Below are 14,602 nucleotides of genomic sequence, written 5' to 3'. Positions count from 1 at the left end.
CGGTCAGGCCTTCTTCTTCAGGTAGGGGTCCAGGGCGTCGCGCAGGGACTCGCCCACCAGGTTGTAGGCGAATACCGTCAGGAAGATGGCCCCGCCAGGGAAGGCGGCCATCCACCAGTTGAAGGAGGAGGACTGCACCGCCTGGTTGAGCATCTGCCCCCAGGAGGGATCATCCACCAGCCCCAGTCCCAGAAAGCTCAAGGTGGCCTCCGCCAGGATGGCCGAGGCCACGCCGAAACTGGCGGCCACCAGGATCGGCGCGACCCCATTGGGCAACATGTGCCTGAACAGCACCGAACGCAGTGGCAAGCCGCAGGCCACGGCCGCCTGCACATAGTCCTGCTCGCGCAGCTTGAGAAATTCGGCACGCACATAACGGGCGTACCCGGACCAGGAGGTGATGCCGATGATGATCATCATCATGTAAAGGCTACGTCCGAAGAAGGCCACGAAGGTCAGCAGCAGGAACAGGGTGGGAATGGCCTCGAAGATCTCCACGATGCGCATGCCGATGATGTCCACGATGCCCGAGAAATAGCCCATCAACCCACCCACGATGATGCCGATGCCCAGGGCAATGCCGGTGGCGATGAAACCGATACCCAGGGCGATGCGCGAGGCATGGATCATGCGCGAGAGTACATCGGCGCCATTCTCCTCGGTGCCCAGCCAGTGGCGGCGAATCTCCTCACTCAAGGGGGCTTCCAGGCCCGTGTCGCCAAAGTCACGCAGATAGTCCTTGGGGGAATACGGCACTGGCGCCCACATCACCCAGTCATACTGACCCGCCGCCTCGGCCTCGCGATGCTGCTCGTAGATCACCAGTTCCGGCGGCGATACCGTGAAGGCGCTGATGCTGCCGCTGATCACCAGCATGGCCAGCACCGCCAGCAACTTGTGCCAGAAGGGGCGAGGCAGGAACGACACCAGCACCGCTGTGAAAAACACGACCAGCAGGGTCACGTCTGCGGCGGTGAGATGCGCCAGCACCGGTGCCATCAGACCGCCCTCCCCCATGGCCAGCAACGGATGGCTGGTGGCCAGGAAAGGGGCGAACACCGCCACCATCACCAGCAGCAGGATCCAGGTCAGGCCGATGCGGGCCCCCCAGCGCAGCAGCACCTCCCGTGCCACCTGGGCAGCATAGCTTCGGCGATGGCGCGGCGGGGCAAGCGCTTCCTGGCTCGATTCAGTCATAACTCACCCGGGGATCGGCAATGGCGTAACACAGATCGGCAATCAGGTAACCGGCCAGGGTGAGCATGCCACTGATCAGGGTGACCGACAGCACCAGCTCCCGATCCCGGGTCTGTACCGCCTCCACGGCCAGCTTGCCCATGCCATCGATGGAGAAGATGGTCTCGACAATCACCGAGCCCGCCAGCAGGCTGGGCAACAGGGTGGCCGAGACAGTGATCAGGGGCAGCAGGGAATTGCGGAACACATGTCGCCAGAGCACGTCACGTTCACTCACCCCCTTGGCCCGAGCGGTGCGTGCATAGTCCGAGAGCAGGTTCTCCAGCACCGCCGAGCGGGTCAGCTTGGCCAGGAACGCAAATCCCCCATAGGCCAGGCACAGCACCGGCAGCACCAGATGCCAGAGCCGATCCAGCAGGAAACCGCGCACGAACGCCCCCTGCGCCAGTTCCGCTGCCAGACCGATGCCCATGGCCATGCCCACCAGGCCCAGCAGCCCGACACGCAGGGCCACGAAACCGTTCCCCGCCGCCAGGGCCAGGCTGCCGCCCACGCCGGCCATGAGCAGCAGATGCAGCAGACCGAAGGCCTGATCCGATACCTGGGCCGCCATCATGAAACCCAGGATTGCACCCGTGGCGCTGCCCACCAGCACCCGCCAGCGTTGCGCGGCCTTCAGGGCCAGCCAGACCATCAGCGCGGCCCCCAGGCCCACCAGCAGGAACAGCATGAGCAGATCGGTGGCCGTGCCCCAGTGGGGCAGGAAGGTCATGTCCAGGGCCTCGCGACGGTTGACGCCACCGGTGGGGAACCAGCGCCAGAACTGCTCCGAGGCGAAGAAACCGATCAGCAGCACGCCGGCCAGCATGGTGGGCACCGACCACAGGCCCAGCAGCAGCACGCCGGAGCCGGTGTCGAAACTGCCCCCGCGCCGGGTGGCGGCCTGCACCCCCACGGCGATGGCAATGATGTAGATGATGGGAATCGACAGCACGTTCAGAAGCAGTGTGATGGGCAGACGTTCCGCGATCAGATCCCCGACCGGTCGCCCGTAGCGGAAGCTGGTGCCCAGTTCCGACCCCTTCCAGAAGGAGAAGCCCTCGATGGCCCCGTCCCGGTCGAAGGTGAACCCGGCCGGAGAGATGTTGTTCACCCAGCGCAGATACTGCACTGGCGGCGGCTGATCCAGCCCGTACATGCGATTGTAATAGTCCTCCATGGCCTGCTTGGCCTGAGGCTCCAGGTTCATGCCATCCACCAGGGACTGGGCACTGATGCCCCCGGGGGCGGCGGCCATGACCACGAACACCACGATGGTGATCCCCATGAGGGTGGGAATCATCAACAACAGGCGCCGCAGGATATAGGTGAGCACGGAATCAGCGCGCGTGACGTTGCTGTTCGCTGGGCACGTAGATCTCCAGCGGTACGGTGCCCAGGTTCAGCCCCAGACGGGTGCGCTTGAGATTGGCCAGCCGATCATCCACGAAGGCCAGGGTCTGGCGACGCATCAGGAAGGTATAGGGCTGGTCCTCGTGCAGCACCCGCTCCACCTCATGCCAGATGGCCATGCGCTCCTCTTCGTCCACCGTGCCCCGGGCCTTTTCGATCAGGGCATCCAGCTCCGGATTTTCGTAACTGATGAAGTTGTCCCCGCCCGAGACCGTCTGGCTGGAGTGGAACATCTGGTAAACGTCGATCTCCACGCCGCTGGTCCAACCCAAGGTGATGGCATCGAAGTCCTTGCGGTTGAGCAGATCCAGCATCACCGACCACTCGGTGGGCCGAGGTTGCATGAGGATGCCGGCACGGGCATACAGATCCCGCAGGAACAGCACCATGCGGCGGGTGTCCTCGTTGTCCTGGAAGAACACCATGTCGAACTCGAAGCGCTCACCGTCAGGCCCCTGCAGGATGCCATCGCCACTGCGATCCGCAAACCCGGCCTCCTCAAGCAGGCTTCGGGCCTTGTCGACACTGAACCCATAGGGCTCGATCCCGCTGTCATGCTGGGGACTGCGCGGGTTGAAGGGGCTGATGGCCACCTCAGCGTAACCCAGCATGATCTCCTCGATCACCCGCTCCAGATCGGTGAGATGGGTCATGGCCTGGCGTACGCGCTTGTCCGCAAAGCGGGTGGGCTCGTCATCACGCCGCTGGTTCCAGCCGATATAGCTGTAGCCCCCGGTGGGACTCATGTACTCAAAATGCTCGGTGCGGTCCCGCAGCGACTCATCCTCGAGCAATTGCTGATATTCCCGGGGCCTGGCCGTGTACAGGTCAATATCCTGATTGCGGAAGGTGGTCAAACGGGCGCTGTCGTTTTCGATCACCCGCCACAGCAGGCGGTTGAAGGGCGGGTCCACCGGCCCCCAGTAGCGGGGGTTACGCCGCAATTCCACCATGCCGGCATCCGGCGTCCAGCCCTCGGGGTCCGCCAGGCGGTAAGGGCCCGACCCCAGCAACAGACCGCGGGACTCATTGAATCGGCGCGGTTCATCCAGATAGGGCTCATAGAAATGCCGCGGCATCACCTGCAGACCGCCGGCCAGGGACAGGCTGTTGAAATAGGGCTCGGAAAAGGTGAACGCCACCTCATGCTCCCCCAGGGCCTCCACCTTCTCCAGTTTTTCCAGATACGCCCGGGCCCGGGGAGCGGCGATGTCATCATTCATGATGAACTGGTAGGTGAAGACCACGTCATCGGCGGTGAGGGGCTCGCCGTCGGAGAACTCCAATCCCCGGCGCAATTGGAAGGTGATGGTGAGTCCATCGTCGCTGAAGTCCCAGTCCCGGGCCAGCAGGCCCTGCCATTCCAGGGTGTCCGGGTCGCGCACCAGCAGCGACTCCAGCACGTAGCTTTGTACCTCGCTGGCATAGGCGTCGCTGGACACCAGTGGCGTCAGGGTGGACAGACCCGTGGGAAAGGCGCGCACCAGCCAGTCACCGCTGGCAAAGTCTGGCTGGCGGGTGGCTTCAAAGGCCCGGGCAAAGGCCTCGGGTAACTCATCGGCGTCCACCGTCTCCTGCCCCGCACCCGGCGCCACCACCCCTGCCCGCAGTCGCGAATCCAGCACCTGCACCGCCCCACGGATACGGCGCAGATCGTCGCCCTGCTCCTGCAGGGTGCGCTGCATCTCGGCCATGCGGGACCACTGGCGGTCCACCTGATACATGAGCAGGATCAGCAACAGCCCCAGGCCCAGCAGCAGGCCCAGCATCACGAAGTCTTTCGAGGTGTAGCGTTTTTCCATGGGGACGGATCCATGACGGCTTGAAGGCCAAGTCTCCGGGTTCGGGGAGGGTGTGACAAGGGGTGGGGCGCGCGTCCCGCACCGTTAGTAGTATCATGTCCGCCGAATCAACCTGATACCACTGAAACGAAACAGACAGGAGATCACAGCATGGGTTTCATGACCGGCAAGCGGGTGCTTATCACAGGCGTGGCCAGCAACCGCTCCATCGCGTACGGCATTGCCAAGGCCATGGCGCGGGAGGGCGCGGAGCTGGCCTTCACCTACCAGAACGATCGTCTCAAGGATCGGGTGGTCAAGCTCGCCGGAGAATGCGGTTCCGACATCGTGCTGCCCTGTGATGTCTCCAGTGACGAGCAGATTGAGGCCACCTTCGAGCAGCTGGGTCAGCACTGGGACGGCCTGGAGGGTCTGGTGCATGCAGTCGCCTTTGCCCCCAAGGAGGCCCTGGAGGGCGACTTCCTGGACGGCATGTCCCGGGAGGCCTTCAACACCGCCCATGACATCAGCAGCTACAGCCTGGCGGCCCTGGCCAAGGCGGCCCGTCCGATGATGAAGGGTCGCGACGCGGCCATCCTGACCCTGTCCTATCTGGGCGCCGTGCGCTCCATGCCCAACTACAACCTCATGGGCTTGGCCAAGGCCAGTCTGGAGGCCAACGTGCGCTTCCTGGCCTACACCCTGGGCCCTGAAGGCGTGCGTGTGAACGGCATCTCCGCCGGCCCCATCCGCACCCTGGCCGCCGCCGGTATCGGTGACTTCCGCAAGATCCTGGATCACGTGGAGAACAATGCCCCGCTGCGGCGCAACGTGACCATCGAGCAGGTGGGGAATGCCGCCGCGTTCCTGTGCTCGGACCTGGCATCGGGCATCACGGGGGAGATCACTTACGTGGATTCCGGCTACAGCACCCTGGGACTGGGGCCGGCGGAGGTCTGAGGAAGGTACTTCTCCCCTCCCCCTTCTCCCCTCACCCCATCCCCTCTCCCCAAAGGGGAGAGGGGCTCAAGGCACGTCCCCCCTTGGGAAGAAGTGCCGGGGATGAGGCTAAGATAACGGGCTGAGTGCTACTTAACTCCCTTCTCCCCCTTGGGGGAGAAGGGCTGGGGATAAGGCTCAGGTAGCGGGCTGAGTGCTACCTAACTCCCTTCTCCCCCTTGGGGGAGAAGGGCTGGGGATGAGGGGCGCGGTGTCAGAGATTGTCCTGATGGATGGTGATATCGGCCTGAGCCTCCAGCGACTCCAGTACCGCCTCGAAATCCAGCGCCCCATAAAGACCGCGCAGGTGGCTGCGGGCACTCTCCAGCTCCCGCTGGTCCGGTTCCACATTCGTGACTGCCTGCAAGGTCACCAGTGCATAGTCCCCGCCATCCAGACTCACCCCACCCACTGTCTGCTCACCTTCCTGAGGAGCCGACAGGCTGAAGGCCATATCCAGGATCTCGCCGGGCACCTGGGTACCTTCACGGGTCACCGTCTGATTCTCTTCCAATTCCCCCGGCAGACCTTGTGTCACCCGTGACAACGCCTCGCCCTCGCGCAGCGCTTGCAGCAGCGTCTCACCGGCTTCCCGAGCCAATCGCGAGGACGCCTCGGCACGAATCAGTTCACGAATCCGGTCCTCCACCTCTTCCAGCGGGCGAGGTGTGGATGGCGCATGCTCACCGACACGAATCACCAGGGAACGGCCATCGGGCAACTCCAACAGATCACTGTTGCGCTCTTCCTGCAACACCGGCGCACTGAAGGCCGCCTGGCGCACCAGTTCATACTGGCCGATGCCCTCGCCTTCCTCCCGGGTCAACCAGTCCGTTTCACGGATCTCCAGGCCTGTGGCATCGGCCACGGCTGCCAGGCTGCGGGGGTTTTCATAGGCTTGAGTGATCATTTGTTCGATCAGCTCAATCTGCCTGGACTCGACCTGGCGAGCGCGAAGCTCCTGCTCCACCTCGTCACGCACCACCTCGAAGGGCTCCGATTCCGCAGGCTGAATGTCGGTCAGGCGCAGGATATGAAATCCCTCACGGGTTTGTACTGGTTGACTGATCTCCCCCTCGTCCATGGTGAACAGCACGCCGTCCAGGGCCGACCCCAGGTCGCCGCGTTGCAGATAACCCAGATCGCCCCCTTCCTCGGCGGTGAAATCATCCTCGGAGGCCTCCCGGGCCACCGTCTCGAAGTCCTCTCCGGCCTCGATGCGCGCGCGCAATTCCCGGGCCTTGGCGCGCAACGCCTCCACCTGGGCCTCGTCCGCATCTCCGGGCACGCGCACCAGAATATGCGCCGCGCGACGCTCCTCCGGCGAGGTATACCGGTCCAGCTGCTGCCGATACTGGCGCCGCAGTTCCGACTCGGAGACGTTCAAGTCCGACTCCAACCGATCCAGGTCCAGCTCAACGTAGCGCAACCGCACCCGCTCGGGCGTGCGGAAGCGCTCTTCATGCTGGGCATAATAGGCTTGCACCTGCGCGTCATCGATCTCTACATCCCGGGCATATTCCTCGGCCGGGACGACAAAGTAGCTCAGGGTGCGCTCCTGGTTGCTCAGACGCAGGTATTCCCGTACCTCGGCATCGGTCACCAGGGCGGAGTTGCGCACCCCTGCCTCGAACTGCTCCACACGCAGCCCCTGGGCCACATCCGCCTCGAAAGCAGCGCGACTGATCCGCTGGGCATCCAGCAGACGCTGGTAGCGCTCGGGATCAAACGCACCGTTCTCATGGAAGACCTCAATGCCCGCCAACTCCCGGGCCACCGCCTGCTGGCTGATGCTGATGCCACGCTCATCCACCATCTGTCTCACCAGTTCCCGCCGGATCACGGATTGCAGGGCGTGCTCGCGCAGGGCATCTTCGTCCAGAACGCCATCGGGCAGGCGTCCACCGAAGAATTGTGCCATCTGGTCACGCTGACGCTGCACCTCCCTTTGCAGGTCCCGGGTGGTGATTTCGACGCCATTGACCTCGGCGGCCACCAGGCGGGCGCCGCCGCCAAAATATTCCTGGACCCCCCACAGCGCAAAGGGGATGGCAATCATGATGATGATGGCATAGGCGAACCAGCCGGACGCCTTGTCGCGAATTTTCAGAAGCATGGGGTATCAGCTATCGGACAGCGGAAAGTGAGGCCCATGATACCCAAAAGCGCATCGGGTTTCGCGGGGGGTGCGAGAAGAACAACAGGGCGGGAGCAGAAAGCAAAAAGGGTGCCTGAGGCACCCTTTTTGCTTGAAGATGGCGGAGCGGACGGGACTCGAACCCGCGACCCCCGGCGTGACAGGCCGGTATTCTAACCAACTGAACTACCGCTCCAAATTGTAACTTTCAACAGTGCACCTTGGTGGGTGCTGAGGGGATCGAACCCCCGACATTCGCCTTGTAAGGGCGACGCTCTACCAGCTGAGCTAAGCACCCATTGAAAGCACGCTAGTTTACAGCATCTTTCAGTGCTTTACCAGCCTTAAAACTAGGAACTTTCGAGGCCGGAATCTGGATGGCGTCGCCGGTGCGCGGATTGCGGCCACTACGGGCATCGCGCTGACGAACCAGGAACGTACCAAAACCAACGATCGTCACCTGATCACCTTGGCGAAGTGTATCAGAAATCACATCAACAATGGAATCCACCGCACGGGCAGCCGCTGCCTTGGGGAGGTCGGCGGAGCTGGCGACGGCGTCAATGAGTTCGGATTTATTCATTCAGTTGTACCTTAGGTTAGGCAAGAGCGTGGACGGAGCGCGTGGCGTCGCGCCGAGTCAAAGGAAAAAGCCACCCTGAGCGCCTGATAAAACGGGCGGCACGGACTCGGGTCGTCAGAGGTTCCAGGAATTTATTGTTATGGGCGCTTGGACAAGAACGCCGACTTTATACCAAGCGGATTTCAAAGCTGTCAACAACGCGCAGGCGCCGCAAAGCCCCGCGCAGCGCCGTTTACAGCCATTTCAAGAACCTGCGCACACCGCCGGGGGGAGTCCTTTCGGACCCTCCCCGAGGATCAGCGGCAGGTAACTCCCGACAAAACGTCGGGAGACGACGTCAGTGATGCGGCACGCGACGCGTGGATCCCTTGCCCTCGGGCTTGGGTGCCACCTCCGGTTTTTCCGGCGCCTCGAGTTCCACTCCAGCCGGACGCTCCTTGAGGGCAATACCCAAGACCTCATCAATCCAGCGCACGGAACGAATATCCAGACGGCTCTTGATATTCTTGGGAATATCCGCCAGATCCTTCTCGTTCTCATGTGGGATCAGGACCGTTTCGATACCGCCCCGATGGGCCGCCAGCAACTTCTCCTTGAGGCCACCGATGGGCAGCACCTCGCCTCGCAAGGTGATCTCGCCGGTCATGGCCACATCAGAGCGCACGGGAATCCCCGTGAGCGACGAGACAATGGCCGTACACATACCAATCCCGGCGCTGGGACCATCCTTGGGCGTGGCTCCTTCGGGCACATGGATGTGGATGTCCTTTTTCTCGTGGAAGTCCTCAGCGATACCCAGCGTCTGGCAGCGACTGCGCACCACGGTCATGGCCGCCTGGATGGACTCCTGCATCACGTCCCCAAGCTTGCCAGTGTGGATGCACTTGCCCTTGCCGGGCACCACGGCCGCCTCGATGGTCAGCAACTCGCCACCCACCTCGGTCCAGGCCAGGCCAGTGACCTGCCCCACCTGATCGTACTCCTCGGCCACGCCATAACGGAAGCGCCGCACCCCCAGGTACTTGTCCAGGTTCTTGGGCGAGACCAGGGTCTTGCGATCCGAGGCCTTGATCAGATGGGTTTTCACCACCTTCCGGCAGACCTTGGAGATCTCACGCTCCAGGTTACGCACACCCGACTCGCGGGTGTAGTAACGCACAATGTCGCGTATGGCCGCCTCGCTGATGACCAGTTCATCCTCCTTGAGACCGTTATTCTTCACCTGCTTGGGCACCAGGTAGTTCTGGGCAATATTGGTCTTCTCGTCTTCGGTATAACCCGGCAGGCGAATCACCTCCATGCGATCCAGCAACGGCCCGGGGATGTTCATGCTGTTGGCCGTGGCCACGAACATGGTATCCGACAGATCGAAATCCACCTCCAGGTAGTGATCTGCGAAGGTACTGTTCTGTTCGGGATCCAGCACCTCCAACAGGGCCGAGGCCGGATCACCACGGAAATCCATGGCCATCTTGTCGATCTCGTCCAGCAGGAAGAGCGGGTTGCGGGTGCCCGCCTTGGCCAGATTCTGGACAATCTTGCCCGGCAGGGCACCAATGTAGGTGCGGCGGTGACCACGGATCTCGGCCTCGTCGCGCACCCCTCCCAGGGACATCCGGGTGAACTTGCGGTTGGTGGCTCGGGCAATGGAACGCCCCAGGGAGGTCTTACCCACCCCCGGCGGCCCCACCAGACACAGGATCGGGCCCTTGAGCTTGCGCACCCGCTGCTGCACGGCCAGATATTCGAGGATGCGTTCCTTGACCTTCTCAAGGCCGTAGTGGTCCTCGTCCAGAACCCGCTGGGCCTCCTCGATATCGTTGCGTACCTTGGAACGCTTCTTCCACGGTACGCTGGTCAGCCATTCCACGTAGTTGCGCACCACTGTCGCTTCGGCCGACATGGGTGACATCATCTTGAGCTTGTTGAGCTCGTTCTGGGCCTTCTGCTTGGCCTCCTTGGGCATGCCGGCCTTCTCCACTCGGCGCTGCAGTTCCTCGAACTCGTTGGGGGCATCCTCCAGGTCGCCCAGTTCCTTCTGGATCGCCTTCATCTGCTCGTTGAGGTAGTACTCCCGCTGGCTCTTCTCCATCTGCTGCTTCACGCGTCCACGGATGCGCTTCTCGATCTGCAGGATGTCGATTTCCCCTTCAATCAGGGACATCAGATGCTCCAGGCGGGCGCGCACATCATCCACCTCAAGGATCTTCTGCTTCTCCTCGATCTTCAGCGACATGTGCGCGGCAATGGTGTCAGCCAGACGTGCGGCGTCCTCAATGCCTGCCAGAGAGGTGAGGATCTCCGGCGGAATCTTCTTGTTGAGCTTCACATACTGGTCAAAGAGGTTGAGCACCGAACGGGTCAGCACCTCCATCTCCCGCTCGTCAACGCTGGTCTCCTGGGGGATCATCGAGATCTGTGCCGAGAAATGCTCCTCGCCATCGGTGAGTTCCATCACCCGTGCCCGCTCGGAGCCCTCCACCAGCACCTTGATGGTGCCATCAGGCAGCTTGAGCAGTTGCAGGATGGTGGACAGGGTGCCCACGCGATGAATCTCCTTCGCCGACGGCTCGTCCACCTCGGCACTCTTCTGGGCCACCAGCAGGATCTGCTTGTTGTTCTCCATGGCGGTGTCCAGCGCACGGATGGACTTTTCGCGGCCCACGAAGAGCGGGATCACCATATGGGGATAGACCACCACATCGCGCAGCGGCAGGACGGGCACCGTCTGAATGGGCTCGTTGGTGGCTGCCTGGGTCTTCTGTTCGTTATCCATGGTGCTTGGCTCTCATCTGGATTCGGTATGGGCCCCCGCCGATCCACGGCGCGCGGGGGGTGGCACGCGCCAATACCTTATTTGATGGGTATGTGAACGACGAATTCAAGGATCAAGGGTAAAAAAGCCGGAAATTTCGGCCTGGGAGGGTCAAAACGAGAGAAAAGAGGGGTGATTTTTTGAGGGAAAGGGTACGGCTACCCAGTAAGGGGGGACAGATAACCAACAATAGGGGACAGATTTCAATCTGTCCCCTATTGTTGGTTATCTGTCCCCACACGCCGCCAAAGGCAGCGATCAGTCCGACGCGGCCTTCTGGTAATCGGAGTTCTCGTAGATCAGGTAGGGCTTGGCATCCCCCATGATCACCGCATCATCGATCACCACCTTGGAGACGTTCTCCGTGGAGGGGATCTCATACATGCTGTCCAGAAGCACCTGTTCCAGAATGGTGCGCAGACCGCGGGCACCCGTCTTGCGCTCCATGGCCTTTTTGGCTACGGCCCGCAGGGCATCCTCGCGGAATTCGATTTCCACCCCTTCCATCTCGAACAACTTGCGATACTGCTTGGTCAGGGCATTCTTGGGCTCGGTGAGGATACGAATCAGCGCGTCGGAATCCAGTTCCTCCAGCGTGGCCACCAAGGGCAGACGTCCCACAAACTCGGGGATCAGACCAAACTTGACCAGATCCTCCGGCTCCACACCAAACAGCACCTGAGAGCTGGACTGGGACTCGTCCTTGGCCTTCACCTCGGCGGAGAAGCCGATCCCCCCCTTCTCGGTGCGGTCCCGGATCACCTTTTCCAGACCGGAGAATGCGCCCCCCACGATGAACAGGATGTTCCGCGTGTCCACCTGCAGGAATTCCTGCTGGGGGTGCTTGCGCCCCCCCTGCGGCGGCACGGACGCCACGGTGCCCTCAATCAGTTTCAAAAGGGCCTGCTGCACTCCCTCGCCGGAAACGTCCCGGGTAATGGAGGGGTTGTCGGACTTGCGGGAGATCTTGTCGATCTCGTCAATGTAGACAATGCCCGTCTGGGCCTTTTCCACATCGTAATCGCACTTTTGCAGCAGTTTCTGAATGATGTTCTCCACATCCTCGCCCACATATCCCGCCTCGGTGAGAGTGGTGGCATCGGCGATGGTGAAGGGAACATTCAACAGGCGGGCCAGGGTTTCGGCCAGCAGTGTCTTGCCCGAGCCGGTGGGACCGACGAGCAGGATGTTGCTCTTGGCCAGTTCCACGTCGTCCTTGCCGCTCTTGGCTTCCAGGCGCTTGTAATGATTATAGACGGCCACGGAGAGGATTTTTTTCGCCCGCTCCTGGCCAATCACGTATTCGTCGAGGATCTGATTGATCTCGTGGGGTGTGGGCAGTTTGCTGCCGGATGCGGCCGCCTGCTCCTGCATCTCCTCACGGATGATGTCGTTGCACAGTTCCACGCACTCGTCGCAGATGAACACGGACGGACCCGCGATCAGCTTACGCACCTCATGCTGGCTTTTGCCGCAAAAGGAGCAGTAAAGCAGCTTCCCGCTGTCCGAATCCTTGCCTTTGTTGTCGCTCATCGCCGACCTCAATTCGTACCATTCGGTTACACCTTGCCCCTTTTAACAGCAAGATGCAAGCCGCCCACGGGCAGGGTTAATGGGTGCCAGGGAGCGTGCCCTGGCACCCGGCTATCAGGACTTGACGGGCGGCGTGCGGACGTCGAGCACCTTATCCACGATACCGTAATCCTGGCTCTCGGGGCCGCTCAGGAAACGGTCGCGCTCGGTATCCTCGGCGATACGCTCGATGGACTGCCCCGTGTGATGGGCCAGGATGCCATTGAGCTGGTCCCGTACTTTCAGGATTTCCCGGGCGTGGATGTCGATATCCGTTGCCTGACCCTGGAACCCCCCCAGAGGCTGGTGAATCATCACCCGTGAATGGGGCAGACAATACCGCTTGCCCTTGGCACCACCCGCCAAGAGCACGGCCCCCATGCTGGCGGCCTGACCGATGCACAGGGTGCTCACATCGGGCTTGATGAACTGCATGGTGTCGTAAATCGCCAGGCCTGCCGTAACCACGCCGCCGGGCGAGTTGATGTAGAGGCTGATGTCCTTGTCGGGATTCTCCGACTCCAGAAACAGCATCTGGGCCACAATGACATTGGCCATGTAGTCTTCCACCGGACCCACGGCGAAGATCACCCGCTCCTTGAGCAGGCGGGAATAGATATCGTAAGCGCGTTCGCCCCGGGCGGTCTGTTCGACCACCATGGGCACGAGGTTCAGAGCCTGGGTGTCCTGGGCCCCACCACTTGTCAAACCGTTATCACGCATCAGGCCTGATTCTCCTGGGAAGGATTCATGAGGGCGTCGAAACTCATGGGCTCATCGCTGACCTCGCACTGGGACAGCACCCATTCGACCACCTGCTGCTCAAGCACCATGGCTTCCAATCCGCTCATGGCCTGCTTGTTACCACGATAGTAGCTGATCACTTGCTGCGGATCTTCATAACCGGCGGCCATGGCCTCCAGCTCGGCAGTGACCTTGTCCTGATCCACCTTGATCTCATGCTGACGGACAATCTCGCGGATCACCAGCCCCAGACCCACGCGCCGTTCTGCATCGGCCTTGAACTGCTCGTCGGGCAGCTGCGGGCCACCCTCCTGGTTCATGCCGTAGCGAGACTGTGTCTGTTCACGCAGTCGATTGATTTCCTCCTGCACGATCGCCGCCGGCAGATCCACGGAATTGCGCTCCAGCAGGGCATCCATGACCTGATCCTTGACCCGGGCCTTGACCGCCTGTTCCATCTCGCGCGTCATGTTGTTCTTTACTTCCTCGCGCAGCTTTTCCATGCCGCCCTCTTCCACACCGAACGCCTTGGCGAACTCTTCGTTCAGCTCCGGCAGGGACGCTTCCTGGACCTTTTTCACGGTGAGCGCGAACTCGGCCTTACGGCCCGCCAGATGTTCGGCGGGGTAATCCTCGGGGAAGTTCACCTCAATGGTCTTTTCTTCACCGGGGGTCACGCCGGGCAACTGGTCTTCAAAGTCTTTGATCATCCGACCCTGGCCCAGTTCAATCGGCACATCCTCGGCCTGCCCTCCCTCAAAGGCCTCACCGTCCAGGGTGCCCTTGAAGTCCACGACCACCTGATCGCCCTCGGCGGCGGGGCGTTCCACATCCACCCAGTCGCGGCGCTGCTTGCGCAGGGATTCGATCACCTTGTCCACGTCGGCCTCGCCAATCTCCACCTGGGGACGCTTGACCTGGGCACCGGACATGTCGGCGGGCTGCACCTCGGGGAAGACCTCGAAGGTTGCCACGTACTCAAGAGGCTGACCGGCCTCCATGGACTGGGGCTCGATATCGGGGGTTCCGGCAGGGATGATGCTTTCCTGAGCCAGGGCCTCCTGGTAGGAAGACTGCAACACCTCGCCCAGCACTTCCTGGTAGACACCTTCGCCGTAGCGCTTCTGCACGACCTTGAGGGGCACCTTGCCGGGACGGAAACCATCGATGCGCACGCGCTTGACCAGCGACTTGAGGCGACGATCCACCTCTTCCTGAATGCGCTCGGCAGGCACCTGCACCGTCATCCGCCGCTCCAGGTTGCTCAGGGACTCCACTGATACTTGCATGGAATGAAAACCTCTTCGCCTCTAAATTTTCGA

10 protein-coding genes and 2 tRNA genes are annotated in these 14,602 nt (G+C 61.9%); 1 reads left to right on the top strand and 11 read right to left on the bottom strand.

Translation table 11 applies throughout. The annotated features are described in order from the left end of the window. Positions 1-3 precede the first annotated feature (3 nt). The 3 genes from LPW29_RS01735 to LPW29_RS01725 are packed head-to-tail and all read right to left on the bottom strand — an operon-like array spanning position 4 to position 4,451. Positions 4-1,197 (bottom strand): ABC transporter permease, encoded by a 1,194-nt coding sequence (locus LPW29_RS01735; RefSeq protein WP_238626555.1) that lies wholly within the window; start codon positions 1,195-1,197, stop codon positions 4-6. Beyond that, on the bottom strand, positions 1,190-2,572 hold the full coding sequence (locus tag LPW29_RS01730; protein ID WP_090249362.1) for an ABC transporter permease: 1,383 nt from the start codon (positions 2,570-2,572) through the stop codon (positions 1,190-1,192). The genes LPW29_RS01735 and LPW29_RS01730 overlap by 8 nt, the downstream gene beginning before the upstream one ends. Before the next feature lie 4 nt (positions 2,573-2,576). Beyond that, entirely contained in the window at positions 2,577-4,451 is a 1,875-nt protein-coding gene (locus tag LPW29_RS01725) for a peptide-binding protein (RefSeq protein WP_238626554.1), read from the bottom strand. Between the two features lie 150 nt (positions 4,452-4,601). On the opposite strand from LPW29_RS01725, the gene fabI reads away from it, so the two are divergent. Beyond that, positions 4,602-5,390 carry an enoyl-ACP reductase FabI gene (gene fabI / locus LPW29_RS01720; protein ID WP_090249353.1) on the top strand — a complete coding sequence of 263 codons (789 nt, stop codon included), beginning with the start codon at positions 4,602-4,604 and terminating at the stop codon, positions 5,388-5,390. Positions 5,391-5,643: 253 nt separating this feature from the next. Here fabI and LPW29_RS01715 read toward each other — a convergent pair whose 3' ends face one another. From LPW29_RS01715 to tig, 8 genes are all read right to left on the bottom strand, one after another. Further along, complete coding sequence (locus tag LPW29_RS01715) at positions 5,644-7,545, bottom strand: SurA N-terminal domain-containing protein (protein ID WP_238626553.1); 1,902 nt, start codon at positions 7,543-7,545, stop codon at positions 5,644-5,646. 140 nt (positions 7,546-7,685) lie between these two features. Further along, positions 7,686-7,762: transfer RNA gene (locus LPW29_RS01710), tRNA-Asp, on the bottom strand. A 26-nt stretch (positions 7,763-7,788) separates the two neighbouring features. Further along, positions 7,789-7,864 (bottom strand) — tRNA-Val (locus LPW29_RS01705). Between the two features lie 12 nt (positions 7,865-7,876). Further along, the gene (locus LPW29_RS01700) at positions 7,877-8,149 is read right to left on the bottom strand and encodes an HU family DNA-binding protein (RefSeq protein ID WP_238626552.1); all 273 of its coding nucleotides are present in this window, start codon (positions 8,147-8,149) and stop codon (positions 7,877-7,879) included. Between the two features lie 337 nt (positions 8,150-8,486). Further along, the gene (gene lon / locus LPW29_RS01695) at positions 8,487-10,925 is read right to left on the bottom strand and encodes an endopeptidase La (RefSeq protein ID WP_238626551.1); all 2,439 of its coding nucleotides are present in this window, start codon (positions 10,923-10,925) and stop codon (positions 8,487-8,489) included. A 297-nt stretch (positions 10,926-11,222) separates the two neighbouring features. Further along, a complete protein-coding gene (clpX, locus tag LPW29_RS01690) occupies positions 11,223-12,497 on the bottom strand; it encodes an ATP-dependent Clp protease ATP-binding subunit ClpX (protein ID WP_090249341.1) in 1,275 nt (424 codons plus the stop codon). A 114-nt stretch (positions 12,498-12,611) separates the two neighbouring features. Further along, on the bottom strand, positions 12,612-13,259 hold the full coding sequence (gene clpP / locus LPW29_RS01685) for an ATP-dependent Clp endopeptidase proteolytic subunit ClpP (protein WP_090249339.1): 648 nt from the start codon (positions 13,257-13,259) through the stop codon (positions 12,612-12,614). Beyond that, a complete protein-coding gene (gene tig, locus LPW29_RS01680) occupies positions 13,259-14,569 on the bottom strand; it encodes a trigger factor (protein WP_238626550.1) in 1,311 nt (436 codons plus the stop codon). Before tig ends, clpP begins: the two co-directional genes overlap by 1 nt. Positions 14,570-14,602: the final 33 nt, after the last annotated feature.

This window comes from Ectothiorhodospira sp. 9100 (assembly GCF_022227565.1).
GTDB classification, from domain to species: Bacteria; Pseudomonadota; Gammaproteobacteria; order Ectothiorhodospirales; family Ectothiorhodospiraceae; genus Ectothiorhodospira; species Ectothiorhodospira marina.
This window is presented reverse-complemented; position numbering and strand designations above follow the sequence as displayed.